The organism is Gemmatimonadota bacterium, from assembly GCA_016712265.1.
Classification (GTDB): Bacteria; Gemmatimonadota; Gemmatimonadetes; order Gemmatimonadales; family Gemmatimonadaceae; genus RBC101.
This window is the reverse complement of the sequence record JADJRJ010000031.1, coordinates 750,953-774,105: the sequence shown is the minus strand read 5'-3', so window position 1 is coordinate 774,105 and position 23,153 is coordinate 750,953. Positions and strand designations below refer to the sequence as shown.

General features: G+C 68.1%; 21 protein-coding genes and 1 pseudogene. 12 read left to right on the top strand and 10 right to left on the bottom strand.

Annotated elements, in window-relative coordinates; genetic code table 11:
- Positions 1-13 precede the first annotated feature (13 nt).
- Entirely contained in the window at positions 14-364 is a 351-nt protein-coding gene (locus tag IPK85_24210; protein ID MBK8250473.1) for a hypothetical protein, read from the bottom strand.
- A gap of 366 nt (positions 365-730) precedes the next feature.
- On the opposite strand from IPK85_24210, the gene IPK85_24205 reads away from it, so the two are divergent.
- From IPK85_24205 to IPK85_24180, 6 genes are all read left to right on the top strand, one after another.
- On the top strand, positions 731-3,139 hold the full coding sequence (locus IPK85_24205) for a hypothetical protein (GenBank protein ID MBK8250472.1): 2,409 nt from the start codon (positions 731-733) through the stop codon (positions 3,137-3,139).
- Positions 3,081-4,037, top strand: a complete 957-nt coding sequence (locus IPK85_24200) for a hypothetical protein (protein MBK8250471.1) — start codon at positions 3,081-3,083, stop codon at positions 4,035-4,037. The genes IPK85_24205 and IPK85_24200 overlap by 59 nt, the downstream gene beginning before the upstream one ends.
- Positions 4,021-4,296 carry a hypothetical protein gene (locus IPK85_24195; protein ID MBK8250470.1) on the top strand — a complete coding sequence of 92 codons (276 nt, stop codon included), beginning with the start codon at positions 4,021-4,023 and terminating at the stop codon, positions 4,294-4,296. Before IPK85_24200 ends, IPK85_24195 begins: the two co-directional genes overlap by 17 nt.
- A complete protein-coding gene (locus IPK85_24190; GenBank protein MBK8250469.1) occupies positions 4,293-4,829 on the top strand; it encodes an RHS repeat protein in 537 nt (178 codons plus the stop codon). The genes IPK85_24195 and IPK85_24190 overlap by 4 nt, the downstream gene beginning before the upstream one ends.
- Positions 4,830-4,832: 3 nt before the next feature.
- On the top strand, positions 4,833-5,381 hold the full coding sequence (locus IPK85_24185; GenBank protein ID MBK8250468.1) for an RHS repeat protein: 549 nt from the start codon (positions 4,833-4,835) through the stop codon (positions 5,379-5,381).
- 929 nt (positions 5,382-6,310) lie between these two features.
- Entirely contained in the window at positions 6,311-7,048 is a 738-nt protein-coding gene (locus IPK85_24180) for an RHS repeat-associated core domain-containing protein (GenBank protein MBK8250467.1), read from the top strand.
- Positions 7,049-7,496: 448 nt separating this feature from the next.
- On the opposite strand, the pseudogene IPK85_24175 reads toward IPK85_24180, so the two are convergent.
- The 6 genes and pseudogenes from IPK85_24175 to IPK85_24150 form a co-directional block, all read right to left on the bottom strand.
- Positions 7,497-7,601 (bottom strand): annotated as a pseudogene (locus tag IPK85_24175) (RHS repeat-associated core domain-containing protein).
- 32 nt (positions 7,602-7,633) lie between these two features.
- Complete coding sequence (locus IPK85_24170; GenBank protein ID MBK8250466.1) at positions 7,634-8,116, bottom strand: PIN domain-containing protein; 483 nt, start codon at positions 8,114-8,116, stop codon at positions 7,634-7,636.
- Entirely contained in the window at positions 8,116-8,370 is a 255-nt protein-coding gene (locus tag IPK85_24165) for a toxin-antitoxin system protein (protein MBK8250465.1), read from the bottom strand. Before IPK85_24165 ends, IPK85_24170 begins: the two co-directional genes overlap by 1 nt.
- A gap of 1,196 nt (positions 8,371-9,566) precedes the next feature.
- Positions 9,567-10,001, bottom strand: a complete 435-nt coding sequence (locus IPK85_24160; protein MBK8250464.1) for an SRPBCC domain-containing protein — start codon at positions 9,999-10,001, stop codon at positions 9,567-9,569.
- Positions 10,002-10,025: 24 nt separating this feature from the next.
- Positions 10,026-12,458, bottom strand: coding sequence for an ABC transporter permease (locus IPK85_24155; GenBank protein ID MBK8250463.1), 2,433 nt, complete (start codon positions 12,456-12,458; stop codon positions 10,026-10,028).
- Between the two features lie 240 nt (positions 12,459-12,698).
- On the bottom strand, positions 12,699-14,963 hold the full coding sequence (locus IPK85_24150) for a TonB-dependent receptor (protein MBK8250462.1): 2,265 nt from the start codon (positions 14,961-14,963) through the stop codon (positions 12,699-12,701).
- 484 nt (positions 14,964-15,447) lie between these two features.
- On the opposite strand from IPK85_24150, the gene IPK85_24145 reads away from it, so the two are divergent.
- On the top strand, positions 15,448-15,693 hold the full coding sequence (locus tag IPK85_24145) for a hypothetical protein (GenBank protein ID MBK8250461.1): 246 nt from the start codon (positions 15,448-15,450) through the stop codon (positions 15,691-15,693).
- The gene (gene queG, locus IPK85_24140) at positions 15,668-16,720 is read left to right on the top strand and encodes a tRNA epoxyqueuosine(34) reductase QueG (protein ID MBK8250460.1); all 1,053 of its coding nucleotides are present in this window, start codon (positions 15,668-15,670) and stop codon (positions 16,718-16,720) included. Before IPK85_24145 ends, queG begins: the two co-directional genes overlap by 26 nt.
- Here queG and IPK85_24135 read toward each other — a convergent pair.
- Positions 16,717-17,493 carry a DUF1295 domain-containing protein gene (locus tag IPK85_24135; GenBank protein ID MBK8250459.1) on the bottom strand — a complete coding sequence of 259 codons (777 nt, stop codon included), beginning with the start codon at positions 17,491-17,493 and terminating at the stop codon, positions 16,717-16,719. The two genes, queG and IPK85_24135, sit on opposite strands and share 4 nt — an antisense overlap.
- 126 nt (positions 17,494-17,619) lie before the next feature.
- Positions 17,620-17,883, bottom strand: coding sequence for a type II toxin-antitoxin system prevent-host-death family antitoxin (locus IPK85_24130; GenBank protein ID MBK8250458.1), 264 nt, complete (start codon positions 17,881-17,883; stop codon positions 17,620-17,622).
- A 254-nt stretch (positions 17,884-18,137) separates the two neighbouring features.
- Between IPK85_24130 and IPK85_24125 the strand changes: the two genes are divergently transcribed.
- From IPK85_24125 to IPK85_24110, 4 genes are all read left to right on the top strand, one after another.
- The gene (locus IPK85_24125; GenBank protein ID MBK8250457.1) at positions 18,138-18,431 is read left to right on the top strand and encodes a hypothetical protein; all 294 of its coding nucleotides are present in this window, start codon (positions 18,138-18,140) and stop codon (positions 18,429-18,431) included.
- The gene (locus IPK85_24120) at positions 18,428-18,838 is read left to right on the top strand and encodes a PIN domain-containing protein (GenBank protein ID MBK8250456.1); all 411 of its coding nucleotides are present in this window, start codon (positions 18,428-18,430) and stop codon (positions 18,836-18,838) included. The genes IPK85_24125 and IPK85_24120 overlap by 4 nt, the downstream gene beginning before the upstream one ends.
- A 118-nt stretch (positions 18,839-18,956) precedes the next feature.
- Entirely contained in the window at positions 18,957-20,144 is a 1,188-nt protein-coding gene (locus IPK85_24115; protein MBK8250455.1) for a beta-lactamase family protein, read from the top strand.
- A gap of 56 nt (positions 20,145-20,200) precedes the next feature.
- On the top strand, positions 20,201-21,253 hold the full coding sequence (locus tag IPK85_24110; protein MBK8250454.1) for an NADH:flavin oxidoreductase/NADH oxidase: 1,053 nt from the start codon (positions 20,201-20,203) through the stop codon (positions 21,251-21,253).
- Positions 21,254-21,329: 76 nt separating this feature from the next.
- Here the strand turns inward: IPK85_24110 and IPK85_24105 are convergent, their stop codons facing one another.
- Positions 21,330-23,078 (bottom strand): amidohydrolase, encoded by a 1,749-nt coding sequence (locus tag IPK85_24105; protein MBK8250453.1) that lies wholly within the window; start codon positions 23,076-23,078, stop codon positions 21,330-21,332.
- Positions 23,079-23,153: the final 75 nt, after the last annotated feature.

Here is a 23,153-nt window from a genome sequence, read left to right as displayed (position 1 = left end):
GCTCAGCGGTTGGTCACCCCAGCCCCGGCCCGTACGACCCGCCCGAAGAAGGGTTCCGGGTCAACGTCGAGGACGGGGCCTGATACGTCGGGAATCCGCTGTCCAACTCCTCCGAGCTCGCCCCATCGATCGGCGCCCGGATCTCGGCCAGCTCCTGATCCCCCGTCCCAGATCGTGCGCCGCACCCCCACTCGTCACACACCCCACGTCCGTCGTCGGCGCGCAGGTCGTGCTCGTGCTCACCAGACGCGCCCGCCCCAGCGGGTCGTAGCGGAACTCCTCCAACGTGCGCCGGCCCGAGCCGCCGATCCACGGCCGCCACCCGATCGTCGCCCCGATAATACGTCGCCCGCTCCTCGCTCACCGCCGCCCCCTGGGGGTGGTGGTGATCTCGGGCGGTGTTCCCCGCGTGTCGTAGGCATACTGCGTCCACGTCGGCGTTGACCCCGCGTTCGCGACCTGCTCTCAGTTAGTAGGTGGATGACACGACGGGGTTAGACGGCACGGACATTGCAGGCCAGGCGCTCGCGCGCGCGGCACACTCCAAACGTCGAGCACAGCCGCGTGTTGCGGCCGTGGGTTGCGGCGCGCACACGAGGCCTTCCACCCTCCCCTGGAGTGCGCCCGCTGTCAACCGTCCCGTCATCCGCGCTTAGGCGGGCGTCACCCGGGCGGGCGCAGCCCCTGGCCCGCGCTGGCCACCACACGGGCGAGCTCCGCGCAGGTCGTCGTGGACATCGAGGTCACGCCCAATGGGCTTAGTGACGCGGTGCCTCGCCTGGAATTCAGTGGCGGGCATAGCTTCAGCTTCACTCTCCGGAATTACGGCACCATTGGGGGCCCCGATGCACGCGTAACGTTCAGTTGCGGTGGCTCAGGGATCACCGTCACGACGTGCCCAGGGCAGGTCTTCGTTCCGCCGGCCGATGCACAGGACCCCCTCGGGGCCGTCAACGTGACGCTGGTGGCGACCATGGGGCTGGCACAAGCAGGCATGACGGTGACGCTGACCGCCTTTGCCGAAGCAAGCGTGGGCGGATCAACGTATGCGGACACGGCCGCTGGGTGGTGGGATCTCACCGCGGTAAAACCGGGGGTCGCGACCCTGGTTGGCTCACCGACCGCGTTCACCATGGCGCGCGGCGCACCTGCCAACGCGGTGCTGACCCTCACCAATAGTGGCGAACTGCCAACCGCGTTCTCCTTCGACGACGTCGCCGGGTGCTCGGGAGTTCTTTCCTCCTGCAGCAGAACCCCATCCACGACGGGTGTGCTCCCGGTCAACGGAAGTAGTAACGTCACCTACGCCTGGACGGCAGCGGCTGCCGGCTTGGTCACCCTGCAGGCCGTCGCTATGCATGGGGCCCGGCTGGTCGCCTCGCTGCCGCTGATGATCACGATTGTGGATGCGTCGGCGACGGCGAATCCAACCGGACTGGCGCTGCCACAGGGTGCGGCCGGACACGCTTATACCGGCTTCACGGTCACCAACGCGCCGGGGGGGCCACCGGCGACCTACCAGCTTACCCTGGTATCCACAGGAGGCGTGGGTGCCCGCTTCAGTGAGAACGCCTCGTCCAACACATCGGTGTCACTCGGTCCGGCAACGCCCGCGACCTCGCCCACCGTGCTTCTGGACGCACCCCCATCTGGGACCGGCAGTGTGCGGCTCGATGTGTCGTTCAACGGGACGCTGCTTTCCTCGGCCACTCTCGCCGTAGCGGCCATCACGGGCAACATCGTGCCAGGTGCGGCGACAACCAGCGCGACGCTTGGCAACATCGGCGTGACCTACACCGGATTCTCAATTGTCGGTACACCAAATGTCGCCTTCACCGCAGAGGTGAACGGGACGTGCGCAGGGGTCACCAACTGTCGGTTTAGCAATGGAGCGAGCTCGATGGTCGTGAACTCGGGCAGCACCGGCACGGTGGCTTTGCCTGTGGTGTACGACGCGCCGACGGTCGGGGCAGGCTCGTTCCCGCTGCGCCTGAGGTACTCGGGCAGCACCCTGTCGACGGCCACCCTGGCGATCAACGTCAATACGACGGTATCGATTACCGGACCTGCGTCAGATGTACTGGTCGTTGCCAACCAACCATCGCAATCCATCGCCTTTCAGGTGACCAACGGTGGCGGCCCCGTGGCCAACGTTACCTTCTCGCACAATTGCGGCGCCCTGCCCTCGCCGGTGGCGGCGTTGACCTGCACGCTATCGCCGGCAGCCGTGACGAGCCTCGCGACCGGGTCCACAGCCTTGACGTTGACGTACACCAGCGGCGCTCCACTGGGCAGCAGCACGGTTGTCGTGACCGCGACCGCAGGAACGGCGCTGGCGACGGGGTCTGTCAATATCAGGGTTCCCAGCGCGACTGTCACGGCTCCGGGTCCAGTCACGGCGACCATGGGCACTGCGGCGCTTCCCCTCGATTTCCAACTCCTCAACAATGGCCCCGGAGCGATCACCTATTACCGCACGGTAAGCTGCAGCGCCATCCTCGCACCGTGCGGGTACAACGGCCAGAGTCCGGTTGTACAACAGGGCCAGTCAAGTGCCGCACCAGCCACTTTCACGCCGACCGCCCTCGGCAGCGGATCCGTGACGCTCGAGGTTCGACTCAACTCCGCGACCGGGCCAATCGTCGCCACCGGCGTGGCCAACGTGACAGTGCAGTCCGCACTGGCTGGCTTGACGGTGACGACGATGAACCTGACTGCGGATTCGCTGCTATACCGGGATCAATGCCTCTCGCTCTCGCTCGGGTCGTCGGCGGCGTCGGAATGCGGGGACCTGCGGATCGTGCACCCGTTGCCTTCGGTGCGAGCGCTCAACGTCACCCGGACACCGACCCTGACGTACAACAGCAACCACGCCCGGCCCTATCCCGTCGTGCCGGCGAACCTCACGCTGCAGTCTGGGGCAGCGATTCCGACGCTTGTGAGCGCCGTGCTCAAGGTCAGCGGGGTTCCGCGCGCCTCAGCGTCTTGGCCCGGCTCGCAGTGGTCCGCAGGCAGTACCCGTCGAGTGGCCCTCGGCTTCAACGCAGATTCCGCTGGCTTGGCCACTGGTGTATCCGTATGTGCTCGAGGTGACGACCAGCTGGGGCGCGCAGTCGGCGCTCACGACGGGCACCGGTAGCCTCATCGTCGTCAATCGGACGACAAGTACCTTTGGTGCCGGGTGGTGGCTCAGCGGCCTCGAAAGCCTCGACCTGAGCACCCCCAATAACCTCACGTGGATTGGTGGGGACGGGGGAGTGCGCCGGTATGCGCTCCGGGCTGGCACCACCGCGCCCAATCGGGTGTGGGGGGCACCCTCCATGACCTACCCGGACACGATCCGCGAAGTGGGATCAGAGTTCGTGCGACAACTCCCGGACTCCGTGTGGGTAGTGTTCAATGCGGCGGGACGGCACGTGCGGACCCGCAACCGGCAAGGTCACGTCACGACCTTCGCCTACTCCGGCGGAGGGCGGCTGCTCTCGATCACCCTTCCGCCAACGACGTCGCCGACGGTCTACACCTTCGGCTACACCCCGAGCCAGCTCGCCTCGGTCAGCGTCCCTGGAAACTCTGGAACGCGCACGGTCACGGTCACCTACGACGCGCCAACCAGGCGCATCATGGCGATTCAAGACCCTGGGACGCCGGTGAGGTTCGTGAGCTTTGGCTATGGATCGGACCATCGCATCCTCACGCGCACCAACGGGCGCGGCGCGGTGACGACGTTCGCCTACGATGTAGCAAGCCGGGTCCAGAGCGCGTCGCTTGCCGATGCCTGGCGCGATCACGCGCAGTATGACGAACGCCCAGGCGTTTGGGCTCGCGGCTGCGGTGGACACCGCGACGGTGAAGACCACCATCACGGGACCGGGAAGCGGGCAAGTCACGCAGTTTCGCATGAACAGGTACGGCGCGCCCACGAGCATTCTGGACGCGGCGGGACAGTCCACTCTCCTGACCCGGGGAGGCGGAATGCCCGGATTGGTGACCTACACCTCAAACCCTGCGGGCCACGCCGTGACGGCGACCTATGACGCCCGGGGGCGCATCGTGTCGCAGACGGCTCCGGCACCAAGCGGCGTCAGCGGAACGACCAGCGTCACCTGGGAGCCGAAGTGGGATCAGGTGACCCGGATTACCAACCCCTCAGGCGACTACACAGAGTTTGGCATCAGCACGACCAATGGCAATCGCCTGTGGCAGCAAGACAACCGAGGTCTCCCGAGCCGCGACCTTCAGCTACAACGGCAACAATCAGGTGGAGGTGGTCGTCGCGCCCGACGGCAGCGATGAAGGATACTTCACGATGCCAAGGGAATCTGAACCGGTATGACAACCAACTCGACCAGACCACGCTGTACACCAACAACGCCAACACCGGGCTCACCACCACAACCCTGATCCCGACCGGCACCAACGCGGGTGGCACTCCGCGCGAGAACACCACGCTCACGTACACCGAGCGCAACGACGTGCTGAGCAGTGTCACGACGGCGGCAGGCGGTGGTGGGACGAAGCCATCGCGAACGTGTACGACGCCGAGGACAATGTGCAGTCGGTCGCTCGATCGTGGACTCCAAACCCCGGAACATTGCGGTACAGACCACGTCGTACGTGTACGACAATGCCGACCGCGCCGTGTCTCAGTCAGGTCGACGGGCGGCGCGCAATACACCAGCTATGACGCCGCCGGGAATGTCACTGGGGTCACGCTGCGTTCCGGCGGGAGTATGACCATGTCCTACGATGTCCTCAATCGGCTGATCACGATCGATCAGCGGACCAACCGCCTACAACTATCCTACGCCGAACATCACGCCCCGTGACCGGTGGGAGAACGGCCCCTACAACTATTCAGCCTCATTCGAGTCGCAGGCTTCACGTACCACGCCACCAACCAGGTCCTGACCGCAACGGGCCTCGACGCCGACATTGCCCGATCGTACCACTCGAGCGGGGCGCTCATGTCGGAAACCCAGGTGGTCAAGACTCGTTCCCGCACGGGGACGCCCCACACCTACTCGCTGAACTACGGCTACGACATCAACGGCCGCCGCACCAGCCTGCTGCTGAGCCCGACCACGTTGTTCACGGGCTCGGCCATGAGCTGGAGCTACACCTCGTGGGGTGCGCTCGCCGGGGTCACGGATATCGCCGGCAATTCCTTCAGCTTCACCTATAACGGTCGTGGCCTGCTGACCAACGTCAGCTATCCCGCGGGGATCGCCCAGACCCTGGGCTATGACCTCGCGGGTCGCCTGAACCTTGACCAGATCCTGCGCCCGGGGTCGACCGCCTTCCCGAACTTTGGGAGCACGACCATCCGGAACTTCAGCGTCGCCTCGCGGAACGCGCGGGCAGATCCTCAGCGCGAGTGATCAGGTGGCCTTCGCCGGCGGCGGGTATCCCAGGGGTACCTACAGCGGGTTTGGGTACCTGCTCACCGACTCCCCTGGTCGCGAGCGGCTACAGCCTCGTGAATCAGACAACGCCGCTCTTTACCCAGAACGGAAGCTTCACGTGCGACGCCCTGGGCAATCTCTTGACGAATAGTGGGGCTGGTCCCTGCCGCCTCAGGCTGGCACCTTCGCGACCACAAACACGTACAATGCCGCCGGCCGTCTTGGGCTACAGGTCGCGAATGCGGGGTCAACGCCGACGTGGACGCAGTATGCCTACGACACGGCGGGGGAACACCCTTGCTTCGAGACCACCACGCCCAGGGGCGGCGGTGAGCGAGGGCGGGCGACGTATTATCGGGGCGACGATCGGGTGGCGGCCGTGGATCGGCGGCTCTCGGGCCGGCGCACGTTGGAGGAGTTCCGCTACGACCCGCTGGGGCGGCGCGTCTGGGTGAGCACGAGCACGACCTGCGCGCCGACGACGGACGTGGGGTGTGTGACGAGTGGGGTGCGGCGCACGATCTGGGACGGGGATCAGGAGCTGGCCGAGATCCGGGCGCCGATCGATGGGGCGAGCTCGGAGGAGTTGGACAGCGGATTCCCGACGTATCAGGCCCCGTCCTCGACGTTGGACCCGAACCCCTTCTTCGGGCGGGTCGTGTACGGGCCGGGGCTGGGGGTGGACCAACCGCTGAGCGTGACGCGCTACGACTACAAGGACAACCCGTCGGGCGCGAGCCTGACGTGGCCGCGCTTCACGTTGCTGGTGTTCTGGGACGTGCGGGGGACGCCATTGCTGGGGCTGTTCAGCGACGGGGCGCAGTACCGGCCGTACACGGTGGCGGTGGGGCAGGCGGCGTGCCCGGCGCCGGGCGTGGCCACGGCGCAGCGGTGTGTGACGTTACGTGGCCGTTCACGGCGGATCCGTATCGGCAGGTGCACGGGGGCTGTTGACGTTAAGCTGGCACGGGAGCCTGCTGCAGGAGAAGCGGGAGGCGGGGGGGCTGATCTATCAGCGGAACCGGCTGTACGACCCCAAGAGCGGGCGCTTCACGCAGGAGGATCCCATCGGCCTGGCCGGCGGCCTCAACCTCTATGGCTACGCCAACGGCGATCCCGTCAACTTCTCCGACCCGTTTGGGACTTGCAAAGTCCAAGTTGGATACACCCGAGTCCGTAGCTTGGGTAGGCATGCGTTCATCACCGTGACGAGCCCCGACAACACGGCTACGGTGTACCGAGGCGGGCCTACCACCGATACATGGAGTGAACGGGCGAGCAATTCCTCGAAGACTTCGTCTGGGCGGGCCGCCGACGCGGGTGGTGCAGACTCCAAGGCTGCGGACAACTCGTCTTTTGGCAGGATTCGCGCCGAATCGTACTCGGCGTGGGGTGCTCGTGACTACGAGAATCCGAGCGCTGTTTCCTATGATTCACCGGTGGTGGACAACCAGGAACCTTGCGATGACATCAACGCCTCCTTGGAAGGTACCGCTGCCGCTATCAACGCTCGAAGAATCGGGTACCACACGTTTTCGGCGAACAGTAACTCGGTAGTTAACACGATGCTGCTTCGATCAGGCCTTCCCTATCGTTCATTGAACCGGCGAGCCGTCGCCGGCAACGTGAACCTCCTTCCCTAGTGCATCCAAACCAGATGTCAGCAAAGCCCCAAGGCCGAGCGTGGAGAGTCGCGATTCTCGTTGCAGCTGGCTTACAAGCGGCCTGCCGCAGCACAGATCCCACCCCGGAAGCAGTTAAGGGCGTGGTAATACAGTCTGGGGTTCTAGGTCAAGAGCCGCCGGAGGTGGAGCGGCGGCTCCGCGAGCTAAGGTTCGTTGGAGGAGGGCGCTTGAGTGTTGACCCCTTCGACGAGAGGCGCTCGGAGATCGGTGCATCAGTCCGCGATTCGACCGGGAAGGTAGGTCGCAAATGGAGTATTACCGTATTAGTTCACTTCGACTCCACGCGCTCTGCGACGAGCGTTGAGACATACAGGTCCGCAATTAATCCTCTTTGATCGCCCATGGGCCTAACCCTTGAGCTTCACCTGCGGCGCGATGGTATCGCGCCGACGGGTACACGCGTCGGTTAGGCAAGAACCGGATCGCCGCCGGCGCAGCCGTAGAGGTTGAGGCCGCCGGCGAGGCCAATGGGATCTTCTTGCGTGAATCGCCCGCTCTTCGGATCGTACTCGTGCTTTTAGCGACTATCGTAGGCTCACCCATTCACTCTGCCGCGTTTCTGGGAATAAGACCTCTCGCCTCGGAGGGTGAACGCACCGCGACGGAAGTACCGCGAAAGTCCCGCGCGTTTCGGGTTATGAGAAAATGCGCACCCGCCCTCAGGCAAGCGGCCACTTGAACGGCATCCTCGAATTCGCGCAGGCCCAGCGAAAGGGCCCGATGAAAATCCGCGCTGTCCAGGGGCACCACGGTTACGACCTGCAACAGGTCATTCACCGCGGTCGTCGCCGTGCGACGGTCGCGCGCCCGTTCCACGTGGTAGTGGACAGTGGTGAGGGTGTGGCCCGCGACCAAGCCAACAATGTCACCCCGGGCAGAGGCGTCGAGGAGCGCGGCCGCGTCGTCGCTCCACGGATCACGCGCCAACACGACATCCAGGATGACATTCGTATCAAACAGGAGGAGCGTCCGTTCGAGCAGCCCCTCGCCCTCCGCAACGCGAGCCCGCCGACGTCGCTCGGCCACTACCGCTTGCCGTACTTGCGAACGAGATGCGATCGATACGTGCGCGCGTCGACATCCTTGCCCGCGGCAACGCCGAGCAGCCTGCGCACCGCCGGCGACAGTGCCGCCGGTGAGGGCCCGAGCGGAAGCGAGCGGAGGAAGTCGCCGACCAGACGTGAGATGCTGGTGCCGTGCTTCCGGCTATAGCGCTCACCGCGCGCCATGGCTTCGTCGTCCAAGGTCAGGTTACGCGGTTTCTTGACGGTGTGAGCCATGGGCCTCAGGGGATGCGCATAACCCGTGCACGAAAGATGCGCACGCCGTGTGCGACGTCAAGACACCCGGGATTCCCCGAGGCTCCTACCCATGAGCCGTGGGAGTCGTGACAACCCGAACCCGGTGTTCTCCTGAAGTGGTTGCACGTCCGACCCCCCGTAGACATGAGTCGTGGGGGCGCTCGCGTTGGAGCAGGCCGCGGTCACCCCCATTGCCAGCAGTGGTCGGGAGCCATTGGCCAGACGTTGCGCCAGTCGGTCGAGCGCCGAGTGGTTGGACCCGGGGTACGCACGGGACACGCTGGCGGCCGAGCGTGCGCAGGCAAGGGAACGGGTGCGCGAAGGCCATGCACGGCGCCGTGGGGATGGGGTCCGTGCGCGCGACCGCACGCTTCGCCGAAATCGCTTGAAGTACCACGTCTGCGGGCTCTGCGCGCGCGGACGGGCTGATCTGCCGGTCGGTTTCGGCCAGCGCGACACCGGGTTCGGCGCCGTGTCGTCTGGTTTGGAGGCCGTGTCCCCTGTCTTCGAGGGCGTGTGTAGCGGCGGCGCCACTTTGGATCACTGCGCCGTGAGTCGTGCGGCCGGAGTTGGTGCGGTGTCGGGTGGAAATGCTCGCGTCTACACGCGCGCCACGGCCATGCAGACCGGGAGCGGCGCTGTGTCGTGACGATTTGCTGGCGGTGACAGTGGAGTTGGTCCCGGTATAGCCGGAGTTGGTCCCGGTACAGCCGGAGCAGGTGCTGTGTCGGGCGGAAATGCTCGCGTGCGCATGCGGACCGCTGCTGTGTCGGCCGGAGTTGGTGCTGTATCGGGGCGCGCCGCCGATGTGGCGCCAGGAATTGCGACGCGTGACCCCGGAATTGCTCGTGTGGAGGGCGGCCGCGGTGATCGTCATACGCGAAACGGTCGTGGTGCAGGCGGAAATGCCAGGAGCGCGGTGCGCGCGACGAGCTGCGACGCCGGAGTTGCCGCTGTGCACACGCGTGTGTTCACCGGTGCAGGCGGAAACGCTCGTGTACGCACGCGAATCGCGAACGGTGCCACGCGTGTCGGTCGTGTGCTGAGGCGTCCGTGCAACATTTCGCGCGGACGAAGCCGTTGGCGCCGCGTTTCTGAAGCTGTCACGACGCGTCTTGACCACTCGCGTCGACGTCTCGCTCGGGCGAGCTGCCGCCCGAGGCCCGCAACGCCCCTCAGAGGTCGTCGCGCCGCGCGTAAGGGACCACCTCGCCCGTGGTGCAAAACCGCGCCAGGAGGCGCAGGTACATCGCCCAGCAAAACGACGAAGTCCGCTTGTGGGCCGTCTTGCCGTCCCAACCCCGATGGTAGAAGTGCAGCCGGGTGACATCCCCCTCGGCCACCAGCCGCGCCCCCACGCGCGTGCCGCGCCAGTCTTCCATGGGAGCGGTCTCGGTCATCTCCCACTCGATCGTATGGGGCGCGTCGTAGACCCGCACTACGCCGGCCCACTGATGCTCGGCGTCGAACCCGAACGTGTAGCGGCCGCCGAGTCGCGGCTCGGCCGTCGATGCGTCGGTCCACCAGGCGGCCAGGCCAGGGCCCGTGCCGAAGCAGGCAAACACGCGGTCGATCGGCGCGGCAACCACAAGCTCGTGTTCAATGTCCATCGGGAACTCCGGGGTGGTACAGGGTCATCCGCCGGACTCGTCGGTGCGACAGGCGTCGACCGCGGGAATCCGGAGGGCGCGACGCGTGGGGACGAAGGTGGCTGCCACGACGCTCGCGGCGAGGATGCCACCAACACTCAGCAGCACCCGGGGATCGGTCGCCTGCACCTGGTACAAGAGCCCGCTGAGCAGTCGTGCCCCGCCAAGGGCGAGGGGCAGGCCGAGGACGAGGCCCACGAGGGCCCACACGGCCACATCGGCGAGGACGAGCCGCACGATGTGCGCGGGCGACGCCCCGATCGCGCCACGAATGCCGATCTCGCGCGTGCGCCGCCGCACCCGATACGCCGTGATCCCGTGAATGCCGAGCCAGGCGATCGCCACACCAACGCCGGCGATCCATCCGGCCTGGGTGGCATTGGTGCGCATCCCGCGCCACTGCAGCTCATAACCCTCCGTCGCGCGCGCCACCCCGACGGGACGATCGGGCACATGACGCACGAGCAAGTCGCGGAACGGCCGCAACAGCGTCGTCGGATCACCCGAGGTCGCGGCGACAAACGACGGAAAGGCACTCAGCGCCTGTGCCCAGGGACGATAGAGCTCGGCCCCCAGCTCCGTGGTCAGGGCCGTCGCCGTCGCCGCCCGGTGATCCGCCACGACGCCAACGATCGTCAGCGTGGTCCCCGCGCCGGACGCGGTGTCCACGCGGACCGTCTGGCCGACCGGATCGGCGCCGGGCCACCAGCGCGCGGCTGCCCATGCGTTGACCATCGCCACGGGGGCGCCACCGGCCACGTCGGCCGCGGAGAACGCCCGTCCACGCAACACCGGCACCCGCAGCGTCTCGAAGTAGCCCGGCGTGACCCCAATCTCCACGGACGGCGCCAGCCGCGCGTCGAGCGGTGCCCCGCCGTCCACCGTGAAGGAGGCGGTCCCACGCGGGACGGTCGTGCGCGCGGCGGCCGACTGCACACCAGGCAGCTGCCCCAGCTCGAGCAGCAGTCGCTCGGTGACCGGCACGTAGGCCCCGGGCACACGCCACGGATGCGGGAAACTCGGCGTCCCCTGCACCACGCGGTCGGCGTCGAAACCTAACGAGACTTGCGAGAGGGCCACCGCCGACCGTTGCAGCAACACGCCACTCGACACGAGGGCAAAGGCCAGGGCAACCTGGAGCACCAGGAGCGCATGTTGCCAGCGGCTGCGCGGGGCCGTGTTGCCCGCCGCGGCGCGCAAGGCCGTGCGGCCGGCGGCGCCGAGTGCCACACGCACCGGCGCCATCGACAGGATGACACCGACCAACAGGGCCAAACCCGCCGCGAATCCCCACACGTGCGCATCCACCCGCGGGCGCATCCCGGCGAGGCGGCCCGCGTTCAGGACGTCCACCGAACCGAGGACGCCCAGTAACCACTGCGCCACCAGGGCGCCGGCGACGGTGCCGCCCAGCACCAGGAGGGCATATTGCACCACCAACTGCCTGGCCAGGCGGCTGCGCGACGCGCCTAACGCGGCCCGCACCGCCACCTCGCGTCGTTGGTCCAGGGCCCGCACGAGGGTCAGGTTCGCCAGGTTGGCGACGGCGAGCAGGAGCAGCCCCCCAACCATGCCGGCAAAGATCAGGTCGTACTGTTGCGCCGCGGCGACGTACCGCTCGCGCAGCGGAGCCGCCGCGACCACCATCCGCGTGGGCCCGGCTGGGCCGCGCTGGTCCGGCATCTCAAGCTGCTGCAGCTCGGCCTCGAGGTCCCGCAGGGTGTGCCCCGGGCGCAGGCGGCCAATCACGCTGAGGCTCCGGATGGACGGGCGCGTGCTGGGATCGAGGGTCGGCACCGCCGGGAGCCAGAACTTCGATCCTGTCTCGAAGTCGAAGCCGGGCGGCATCACCCCAACGACGGTGTACTGCGAGTCGCTGAGCTTGATGACCCGCCCCACGACGGTGGGATCCGCGCCGAACTGGTTGGTCCAGAAGTCGTGCGCGAGCAGGGTGACGAGCGGGGCACCCAGCTGGTCGTCACTAGCCAGCAGTGGCCGGCCCAACACCGGGGTCACACCCAACAGGCTGAAGGCCTCCGGCGTGAGCACCCCACCCATCACCGGGAGCGGCTCCCCCCCTGCCATGTAGACCTTGCCGCCAGCGGTGAAGCCGATGACGGCGTCCAGCGTGCGGAACTCGTGGCGCCGCAGCACGTCAGCAAACGTCGCATAGGAGACATCGCATCGCGCCCCGCACGCCGCGGACGGTCCAGCCGCCGGGACTTCGCTGAGGGAGACCAGGCGATCGCCATCCGGGAACGGCAGCGCACGCAGCCGCACGCCGTCCAGGATCGCGAACGCTGCCATGGAGCCGCCGAGCCCCAATGCCAGCGATCCGAGGACCACTGCCGCAAACAGCGGGCTTCGGCTCAGGGCGCGCAACGCCGTGCGCACATCATCGAGAAGAGCAGCGATCATCCCTCAATACTGCGGCCGCGACCGGGGCCTCGCGAGGGTGGTCGATGGTGCAACCGCGGGATGAGGTGATGGTCCACCGGCCGGCGACGACCATCATGCCAGCAAGCTGTCGGATCGAGTGCAGGGCGCGGCGTCCTGCGGCCCCCCCCCTGATCATCGCCGTGGCGCCACCAAGGCGGCCCCCCTCCGCCGGGCCTCATGGCGGAGAGGGTCGACCGTGCGCAGAGGCCGCGACCGATCCTACAGTGGCCGCGTGAGTCGCACGAACACGTTCCTCCCGGGTCGCAACAGCCTGAGTGGGTCCACGTGGGCTCGATACGCGCGGTTGAACACGTTGTCGATCCCCACCTGCACGGTGGTGCCGAGTACCGGAGCGCCTCCGCGGAGGTGCGCGATACCATACCCCGGCGCGACCTGTTCACCCGCATCCTGCGCGATGCGATCCTGCCGCGCCGCGACGCTCCATTCCACCTCGACCCACCGCGCGCGCATCCAGGGGCTCGACAGGCGGAGCGCAAGCAGTCCTTCGAGCGGCGGAGTCACGGCGAGCGGCGTCCCCGTCGCCAGGTTCTCTCCATGCGTCCAGGTCATCGTGCTCCGGAGGGTGGCAGCGGCCGACAACGCCACGTCCGCCGACGCACTCATCCCCTGCAGCCGGGCATTGGCCACGTTGGCGTACTCACGCACCGGCCGGCCGGACACGGAGTCCCCGACCGCGAGCCGCGGAGCGATGAGGTCGCTAAGCGCGTTGCGGAACAGCGTCACGCTCGCGCCAGTGCGGCCGCGCTCCGTGAGTCCGTCCCACGCCAGCGTCGCCTCGAGATTGCGGCTCCGCTCGGAGCTCAGCGTGGGCGACCCTCGGTAAATAAAGCCGTCCGGGCGGAGCGCCACGCCGTACAACTCCGTGGGATCGGGGACCCGGTAGCCAAAGCCTAACGAGGTGCGCGCCGCGAAGCCGTGCGGCAACACGGCGCGGAGCCCCACATTGCCGGTCCCGACCGACTCGTCGCTGGACGTGCGGTCGTCGGCCCGGCGGGACACCCGATCCACGCGCACTCCGCCTGTCGCGGCGAGGCGTGAAGTGAGGTCGACCTCACCCTGCGAGAACGCCCCGAGGTCAGACATCCGCACGGCCGGCCATGTGCGAAGGACGACCTGGCTCACCGGCGTGGTGGCGCCGGAGCCACTGACGCGCAGGCTCTCGTTCCATCGCGTGGCCTCGGCATCCCAGAGTGTGGCGTCCAGTCCGAGGTCCACCCGCGCGCGGCTGGCGGGCAGGAGCCGTACCTGCGCGCGTCCGCCGGAGGTCGTGGAGTGCGAACGCGCGTCGGTCAGCGATCGCATCGTCATCGGCATGCCGCCCGTACCGGTCATCGGCATCGACATGTCGATGGTCATGTGGTGGTCCAGGCGCTGTACATACGCCCGCGCCGCGAAGGCATCGACGACGCCGCGTCCCACCTGCCACCCGTAGTCGGTGGCGAACTGCAGGCGTCGCTCAAGGGGAATCGCCGCGCCAGCCATCGCAGGCCACCCGATGTCCCGGCCCTCGTACAGGGTTGACTGAAGCGCAATGCGCTGGGCTGGGGTCGGCGCCAGGCCGAGCGTCGCCGCGAAGTTCCCGTCACGATAGGACGACCCGTCCACGCGACCAACACCTGACCGGTAGTCTCCAAACGAGGCGACATCCGCCGTCACCATCGCGTCGACGCGACCGCGCCGTCCGCCGAGGGCCCCGCCCAGCGTCGCGCCCGGCACGGCGGACGAACCACCCAGCCGCAGCTCACCATTCCAGCCCTCTGTCGCCGGCGGTCGACGCGTGACCACGTTGATCACCCCGCCCACGTTCCCCGAGCCATACAACGTGGATCCCGGACCGGAGAGCACCTCGACACGCTCGACGCTCCCGGCAGCCACTGTCGACAGCCCCTGGTCCATGCCAAAGGTGCAGGCCCGGTTCAGGCGCGCCCCATCCACCATCACGGTGAGCCGCTCCCCTCCGAGCCCACGCAACAGGGCACGAGACCCCCACTCCCCCATGCGCTGCACCGCCAGCCCTTCCACCCCCTCCAGCCGCTCGGCGAGTGAGCTCCCTCCCCGTTCGCCAACGGCCGTGCGGAACACGGCGCCACTGCTCAGGGCGCTTGCGGCGCCAAGGTCGGTACCTCGGGCCGCCACGACCACTTCATTCAGGAGGGTCGGCTGCGGCTCCAGCTCGATCGTGCCGCCGGCGAGCCGCGCCATCAGCACGATGGTGCGGAACCCCAGTCGCTGAAGGGTGATGGTGGTGGTATCAGTCGGGGCGTCGATGGCAAACCGACCAAGGGAATCGGTGGCCACCGCGCGCAAGGCCGCCGTGACGCGAACCCCAACGACGGGGAGCTTTGAGTCGGCATGACGCACCTCGCCGGTTACCCGGAGAGCCTGGGCGTCGAGGGCAAGGGGAGCGGCGACGAGGGCAATGAAGACGACGCGTCGCGGCGCCCATCTGGGCAGCAGTGACATGAGGGGTCCGGTTGGGGAAAGCGGACGCGTCAGGACGACGCGTCGCGACTCAGGTCCAACGGATCCGCGGCGGTGGTCGCGAGAACGGGAGAAGCCCGTCAGTCGTCGCCGGCGGCACACTGACGAGTCGCGGCACCAACTGTACGGGCGCTTCGCGTGGCGCGTGAGACGCCACGGCGCTCTCGGGCAGCCCGACCATTCCGCTGGCCGCGCAATCACCGAGGCAGTCGCATGGGACGCGCTGCGGGTCCGGCGCGCCACCGTGGTGCGCCGCGCCACGCGTTGCGTCCACCGCCTCATGGTGGACGCACGGCGACGCCCCGATCACCCCAAGCAGGGTTGTCAGAGTAATGGCGGCCGCCACCGCGCGGACCAGGGAAGCCCGGAGCATGAGGGAATGCTCCGCCCCGCGCGGCCTGATGACCATCGGGGAGTTCCCCGTCCCGTCGTGAGGGATCCCCGCGCAGGGATTACCTTGTCAGCCATGTCATGGCTTCAGCTCTCGTTGCGCCTGGCCGCTCGGGCGCTCGTGAACCCGGCACTGGCACGGGCACTCCTGGTCGTCGCCTGGCGATTCCGCGATCGCCGCTGGTGGCGCAAGCTCCCCTTCCTACCGCTCCCGGCCCGCGAGTACGTCCGCTGGCGGATGTACACCGCGTACGGCGACGCGGATGTCATTCCCCCGGCCGAGGACGTGGTGCGATATGCACACTGGGCCGCCGCCCGCTGACGCCGCAGGGCACGCCACGCGGGTCAAGGCGCTGGCCTACGCCCTCGGCTTCGACCTTGTCGGGATCACCACCCTGGGTCCGTCGGAGACAATCGGCGCCTTCAACGACTGGATCGCGCAGGGCTACGCCGGCACCATGGGATACCTCGCACGTGGAGCCGAGAAGCGCGCGGATTCCCGACTCGTGTATGATGGGGCGGTGTCGGCGATCGTCGTGGGGATGAACTATGGGGGCACGCAACCGCCGGGACCGATCGCTCGTTATGCACGCGGACGCGACTACCACGACGTCCTGGTCGACCGGCTCAACGAGTTGCTCAGCCGCGTGCGCGGCGAGGTGGCCCCCACGGTGCGCGGCAAGCCGTATGTAGACACCGGCCCGATCCTCGAACGCGACCTCGCCCGCCGTGCGGGACTCGGCTGGTTTGGCAAGAACACGAACCTGATCCACCCCCGCCACGGCTCGTTCTTCTTTCTTGGCGCGCTGCTGCTCGACCTCCCGCTTGCCGCGGATGCGCCGTTCGAGGAGGATCATTGCGGCACCTGCACGCGCTGCCTGACGGCGTGCCCCACCGGCGCCTTCGTGGCGCCCCGGGTGCTGGACGCCACGCGTTGCATCTCCTACCTGACCATTGAGCTACGGGACGAGATCCCGGCGCCGCTGCGCCCGCTCATGGGCGAGCTCGTGTTCGGGTGCGATATCTGCCAGGAGGTCTGTCCGTGGAACGTCAAGTTCGCCCACGACGTCACCGACCCCGAGCTCCAAACCCGCCCCGAGCTGGTGGCTCCCGACCTTGCCGAGCTGGTTCAATTGAGCGAGGAGCAGTTCCGGGCGCGTTTTCGCGGAAGCCCGGTGTTGCGCACCAAGCGGCGCGGCCTCGCGCGGAATGTCGCGGTGGCGCTGGGGAACCGTGGCGCACCCGGCGATGCGCCCGCGCTCCAGCGCGCCGCGCAGGACCCCGAGCCGATCGTGCGCGAGCACGCGGCGTGGGCCCAGGCACAGCGCGCGAACCGCGAGGCTCGTTAGGCGGCGCCCGGCCCGCCCATGATGCGAGGCACCAACCGCGGCGTGCGCTCCCGCCATGCGCGATACGCCGGCTCCGCCCCCCAACGCGCCTCGGCCTTCCGCTCGAGCATGGGGATCCCGCTGACGCGCATCAGCAACCAGGCCACAAAGAGCGGGGACAGCAGGGCCAGCCTTTCCCACCCCACCAACACCGGGGCCGCCATCACCGCCACGCCGACCCAGAGCAGGATCTCGCCGAAGTAGTTCGGGTGACGCGAACGCGCCCAGAGCCCGGTGGCGATGAACCGACCGCGGTTCCGTGGGTCGGCGGCAAAGCGCGCCTTCTGGCCGTCGGCGATCACTTCAATAAGAAACCCGGCCGCCCATAGGACGAAACCCACCGCCAACGCGACGTCCGCCTGGGCGCGGCGATCGGACACGATGCCGAGGACCGCTGGGGCCGAGGTGATGACGACCCAGAGTCCCTGTAGCGTCCACGCGAGGAGGAATCGCGGTGCCGACTGCTTGATCTCGTCGAAGCGGTCGTCACGACCCGCGCGCTGGATGCGCCCGACGAGGTAACTCCCGAGGCGCAGCGCCCATATTACCACCATCAGGGCGAGGAGCGCCGCGCGGAGGTCCAGCGGCCAGCCATTCCAGACCGCCAGCGCCGTCGCCGTGATAAACGTCGCGCTCCCCACGAGGTCATAGAAGCGCTCGGTCCGCCTCGCGAACGCCGGGACGAAGGCGACCCACTGGATGAGCAGCGCGATGAGGGCGATGGACCAGAACATGTCGGCGCTGTACGGGGAGTCGAGCACGGCTCATTTCAAACGGCCGGCGCACGCGCGGCGTTCCGTCGGGGGGCCGGCACTCAGGGCGTTACTTGCACCCGGTGTCGCCGTGCGGCCGCCCGCCGCTTACGCCCGGCCATCGTCGATCGCCGCGACGACATCCGCGGCCGTCAATGGTGACCGAGGTCCGCGTCGAGCGGCAATCCGATCACGGAGCGCGTGAAGGCGAGCGACCGCGGCGCGGGTCTGGTCGAGCGGCCGTCTCCCCTCCGGGACAATCCGGGCGATCGGATGATCGTGCCGTGTGATGATGATCTCCTCGCCGCTCGCGACGCGGTCGAGGAGCTCGCCGAACCGGGTCTTGGCGTCGAACGCGGTCACACGTTTCATCGTCCACCATCACATTGACTAGACATTAACCAGTTTGCGGCGTCGCAGTTGACGTCACAAGGCTTCGGCCCGGCGAAGGCCCTCGATGCCCGGCCTCGCGGCCTCCGGGATTCGCATCATCCGGCCCAATGATGCCTGGACTCGCTCGCTGAGAACGTCCGACCGTCACCCCACTGATCGCGAGCACCCTGCCCGGTCCACCACGCCGAAGCGCGCCACTGGTCGGGTCCCATATTACCAGCTAGCTTGCTTGCATGAAAGCCACGATCGACTTCGACGAACATCTGTACCGGCGGCTCAAGGTCGAGGCGGCCCGTCGCGGCCGCACGGTGCGCGAGCTCATGGCGGAGGGAGTCCGCCTGGTCCTCGACGCGCCGGCGCCCGCAGAAGCGCCTGACGCCTCCGCGCGTGCCGCGGACTGGCGCCCGGCCTGGTTCGGCGCACTGGAGAGTCATGCCCGCGCTGTCGAGGATCACTCGATGCCGGCGATCCGGTCGAGCATCGCCGCCGGTCGCGCGGCAGCTGCCGTGAAGGGGCGGAAGCGATGAGCGTCGGCCTCGACACGTCGGTGGTGCTGCGGCTGCTGACGGGACTTCCAGAGGCGGAAGGAGAACGGGCCCGCACGGAACTGGCCGCGGCTCGCGCACCCGTTGTGGTGTCGGACCTCGTCGTGGCGGAGACGTACTTCGCGCTCCGGCATCATTACGCGGTGCCGCACGGCGAGGCGACGAGAGCGCTCCATGCCTTCCTCGCCGATCCTCGGGTGCGCAGCGCCGGCGTGGCGGCTGGTGTGCTGGCTGACCCGTCGTCGCGAGTGCCAAAGCCACGGCCGGGAGTCGTGGATCGGCTCATTCATGCCGATTATCGCCGCGAGTCGCTTGACGTGGTCACCTTCGACCGCGATCTGGCGCGACTCGAGGGTGTCCGCCTCCTCCGACGGGAGCAGGGGGCGTAGCCGCCGGTCGCGCCATGCGGCCCAAAGGTCGCCTGCAGTTGCCGTGCAGGCAGCGCCGTCTCCCGACCTCCGACTTCCGGCTTCCGACGGTAGCTTTTCCCGTACCGATCCCCTTCCGATGCGACTGACCCTCTCCCTCTCCCTCGCCCTCGCCGCCGCCGTGCTCCCCACGCCCTCGCGCGCCCAGGATCGCCCCGCCGGGTGGCCGGCGTTCGCCAAGCAGATGGACAGCCTCGCGCGCGCCGGTCACGTGGTCGGCGGGAGCGCGGTCTTCGTGAAGGACGGGCACATCGTCGCCCGGCACCACTACGGACTCGCGGACCGGACGCGGAACGCCCCCGTCACCGATCGCTCGATCTTTCACTACGGATCGATCACCAAGACGCTCACCGCCATCGCCATCCTGCAGCTGCGGGATCGCGGCAAGCTGTCGCTCGATGACAAGGTCATCCGCTGGGTGCCGGAGCTGCGCCGCATGCACGACCCCTTTGGGATGATGGACAGCATCACCGTGCGCATGCTCCTCGCCCACACCTCCGGCTTCCAGAACCCCACCTGGCCGTACGGAAACGGCAAGCCGTGGGAGCCGTTCGAGCCCACCACCTGGGACCAGCTGGTCGCCATGATGCCGTACCAGCAGCTGGTCTTCCGTCCGGGATCGCGCTGGGGGTACTCAAACCCGGCCTACATCTACCTTGCCCGCATCATTGAGTCGATCAGTGGCGATCCATGGGTGGGGTACATCCAGAAGCAGATCTTCTCGCCCCTCCAGCTCGACCGCAGCTACTTCGGCTCCACGCCGTATCATCTCGCGGACGACCGCGCCAACAACTACACGATCGTGCGCGACAGCGCGACGAAGTCCACGGCCGTGCGAGAGAATGGTCGCGACTTCGACCCGGGGATCACCATCCCGAACGGTGGATGGAATGCGCCACTCGATGACCTCGCCCGCTACGTCGCCTTCCTGACGAACAGCAGCGGGGGCGACACCGAGCGGCAGCGCCGGTTTGACGCCGTCCTGTCGCGCGCGACCCTCACCGAGATGTGGCAGCCGATCATCCGTCAGGGCGCCGCCCCGGAGAGCCGGATGGGGCTTGGCTTCTTCCTCCTCGACCACGCGGGGACCCCACTGATCGGACACACCGGGAGCCAGGCGGGCTTTCTTTCCTTCTTTTGGGTGAACCCGCAGACCCGGACGGGGGTCGTCGTGGCGCTCAACACGGACAGCAACGTGCGCGACGTGCCCGCCGCCCTGACGCCGATCATGCAACGGGCCCTCCCCCTCCTGCGCGGCACGCCCTGAGGGGAGCTGCTTCCACCGTCCCCGCCCCAGCGGGGATTCCACCGACCCGTCGCCGAATGCTGTTCGAGCCACTGACCCTGCGCTCCGTCACCCTGCGGAATCGCATTGCCGCCTCGCCGATGTGCCAGTATTCGGCGACGGACGGCGTGCCGAACGACTGGCACTTCGTCCACCTGGGCGGGCTGGCGACCGGCGGTGCCGGGTTGGTCATCGCCGAGGCGACGGCCGTCAGCCCCGACGGACGGATCAGCCCGCATTGCACCGGGATCTGGAACGACACCCAGCGCGATGCGTGGAAGCGCATTGCCGCATTTGTCAGCGCCCAGGGGGCCGTGCCGGGGATCCAGCTGGGACATGCCGGCCGCAAGGCGAGCACCCACCGGCCGTGGGAAGGGAGCGGCGCGGTGAGCGAGGGTGGCTGGACGCCGGTCGCACCGAGCGCCGTGGCCTTCTCGCCAACCTACCCGATGCCAGCTGCGCTTGACGCCGCTGGCATCCACCCGACCGTCGACGCCTTTCGCGAGGCCGCACGGCGCGCCCTCGCCGCAGGGTTCCAGGTCATTGAGCTGCATGCCGCCCACGGGTACCTCATCCACGAATTCCTCTCCCCGCTCGCGAACCAGCGCACGGACGCATACGGCGGCTCGTTCGAGAACCGGACCCGTTTCCTGCACGAGGTGGTCGCCGCAACACGCGAGGTGTGGCCGGAGCAGTTTCCACTCTTCGTCCGATTGTCCGCGACAGACTGGGTGGAGGGGGGATGGACGGTGGAGGAGTCGGTCGCGCTGGCCCGCGAACTCCGTGGGCAAGGGGTCGACCTGATCGATACGTCGTCCGCGGGCCTCTCACCGGCGCAGAAGATCGCGCTGGGACCGGGCTACCAGGTCCCGTTCGCCCGTCGCATCCGCGAGGAGGCCGGGATCGCCACCGGGGCGGTGGGGCTGATCACCGATCCGCACCAGGCCGAGGCGATCATCGCCAACGGCGATGCCGACCTGGTGCTGCTCGCGCGCGAATTGCTCAGGAACCCGCGATGGCCGCTCGCCGCGGCGAAGGCGTTAGGCGTCGCCGGCCCCTGGCCCCGCCAATACGAGCGCGCCCGAGGCTGAGCACCGCCAGCCCCGTGCAGCACGTGCCGCTCGTACTGCTCGTACTGCACGCTCTTGAACAACCCCGGACCCCGCGTCACCTCCGTGCGGTACCTCCTGCTCCCTTCCCGTACACGATCCTCCCACCCACCATCGTCATCGTCACTTTTGCCTCCTTCAGCTGCACCCCCGGGATCGCGAACAGGTCCCGATCGATGACCACCAGGTCGGCGAGCTTCCCGGTCGTGATGCTCCCCTTGGTCGCCTCCTCCCCCTCGGCCCACGCGTTGTTCACCGTGTAGCTCCGCAGGCTCGTCTCCAGGTCGAGGCGCTGCTCGGGGAACCAGCCGCCCTCCGGCTTGCCGTCCATCGTTTGTCTCGTGACCGCCGCATAGAGGATGGTCATGGGGTTGGCCGTGTACCAGCTCGCATTCGTCCCAGGCCAGTCCGAGCCGAAGAGGAGCGGCACCCCCGCGTCGTGAAAGGTCTTGAAGGCGTAGGCCCACCGCGCCCGCTCCCCGATGCGCTGTTCCATCCAGCGCATGTCGTCGATGGCGTGATACGGCTGCACCTCGGCGATGAGCCCGAGTCGCTTGTACCGCTGTGCGACGGCCGCGTTGCGAATCACCTGGGAGTGGATCACGCGCCACCGACGCTCCTTCGGCCCATTCACCTGCATCACCTTTTCCATGATGGTGAGCACGCTGTCGATGGCCTCGTCGCCAATGGCGTGCACGTTCGCCCACCAGCCGGCAGAGTCCAGCCCAAAGAGCAGGCGCTCCATGTTGCCGGCTGGCATCATGCCTGAGCCCGGGCCGTCGGTCGCGGCGGTGTTCGTCGAGTCGCGCCATTCGCCGCGCTTGCCGCTGTGGAGCTGCGGTTCGTAGAACCGGGCCGTGGAGTTCCCCTGGATCCCGTCGACGAAACCCTTCAGCGCGCGCACGCGCACCCAGTCGTCGCCAAAGCCGGGCGCAATCCCGGCGTAGGTCATCTCGTTCCACTTGTCGAGCGTGGGCCGGGCGAAGACCCGCACGGTCAGCTCTCCGCGTCGCTTCAACTCGGTGTAGACGGGGAGCTGGAACGGCGGGGTGATGTCATGGATCGTCGTCACCCCCAACTCGGCGAGGTGCGTCATGGCCGCGCGCGCCTCGCGCAGGCGCTGGTCGAAGGTCTTGGGGGCGACGGCGGCCCGCACGCGGGCGAGCGCGTCATCCGCGACGCGGCCCGTCGCTCGCCCGCTCACGCACTCGAGCCCGGCCACGGGTTGCCCACACGACAGGCCCGCCCGTTCCAGCGCCAACCCGTTCGCAAGCCAGGCACTTCGGTCCCATCGATTGAACAACATGGGGATCGACCCGCTAACCGAATCGATGATCGACCGATCCGGCGAAAAGCGCTGCGACACCGGCACGGCCTGCGCACCGGTCGAGCTGGCGGGGTTGTCTTCGTAGGCGCCCCAATCGCCACCCGTCAGCCACTGCCCGGGGCTCATGCGGGCGACGGCCGCATTGACGCGCGCGGCAAACGGCGCCGGCGTGCTCACGTCCAGGAGGTTCGCCCCGATGAGCAACGCCCCGGCCTGGTTGAAGTGCGTGTGGTCGTCAATGAACCCGGGGGTGACGAACTTCCCCCCGAGGTCGATGACGCGGGTCCGCGCGGTCCGGTGCCTGGACATTGCCGCGTTGCTGCCGACGGCAATGAACCGGTCGCCGCGGATTGCGACGGCCTGGGCGGCTGGGCGGAGGGTATCCCCGGTCCAGATTCGGCCGTTGCGCAGGATGAGGTCGGCGTCCTGGGCACCCAGGGCGCTCGCGGCAAGGCCGGCCAGAAGGAGGGCGTTTCGCATGCAGAGATTCTGGACCGCCGTCCGGACGATGACAACCGTCGCCCCCCGACCGCTCGCGCCACAGGGGTCCGGTGC

Coding starts and splice junctions, on each gene's coding strand:
- IPK85_24190 (MBK8250469.1), top strand. CDS start 4,293: ATGAAGGATACTTCACGATGCCAAGGGAATCTGAACCGGTATGACAAC.
- IPK85_24165 (MBK8250465.1), bottom strand. CDS start 8,370: ATGGCTCACACCGTCAAGAAACCGCGTAACCTGACCTTGGACGACGAA.
- IPK85_24160 (MBK8250464.1), bottom strand. CDS start 10,001: ATGGACATTGAACACGAGCTTGTGGTTGCCGCGCCGATCGACCGCGTG.
- IPK85_24155 (MBK8250463.1), bottom strand. CDS start 12,458: ATGATCGCTGCTCTTCTCGATGATGTGCGCACGGCGTTGCGCGCCCTG.
- IPK85_24150 (MBK8250462.1), bottom strand. CDS start 14,963: ATGTCACTGCTGCCCAGATGGGCGCCGCGACGCGTCGTCTTCATTGCC.
- IPK85_24145 (MBK8250461.1), top strand. CDS start 15,448: ATGTCATGGCTTCAGCTCTCGTTGCGCCTGGCCGCTCGGGCGCTCGTG.
- queG (MBK8250460.1), top strand. CDS start 15,668: ATGCACACTGGGCCGCCGCCCGCTGACGCCGCAGGGCACGCCACGCGG.
- IPK85_24135 (MBK8250459.1), bottom strand. CDS start 17,493: ATGTTCTGGTCCATCGCCCTCATCGCGCTGCTCATCCAGTGGGTCGCC.
- IPK85_24130 (MBK8250458.1), bottom strand. CDS start 17,883: ATGAAACGTGTGACCGCGTTCGACGCCAAGACCCGGTTCGGCGAGCTC.
- IPK85_24125 (MBK8250457.1), top strand. CDS start 18,138: ATGAAAGCCACGATCGACTTCGACGAACATCTGTACCGGCGGCTCAAG.
- IPK85_24120 (MBK8250456.1), top strand. CDS start 18,428: ATGAGCGTCGGCCTCGACACGTCGGTGGTGCTGCGGCTGCTGACGGGA.
- IPK85_24115 (MBK8250455.1), top strand. CDS start 18,957: ATGCGACTGACCCTCTCCCTCTCCCTCGCCCTCGCCGCCGCCGTGCTC.
- IPK85_24110 (MBK8250454.1), top strand. CDS start 20,201: ATGCTGTTCGAGCCACTGACCCTGCGCTCCGTCACCCTGCGGAATCGC.
- IPK85_24105 (MBK8250453.1), bottom strand. CDS start 23,078: ATGCGAAACGCCCTCCTTCTGGCCGGCCTTGCCGCGAGCGCCCTGGGT.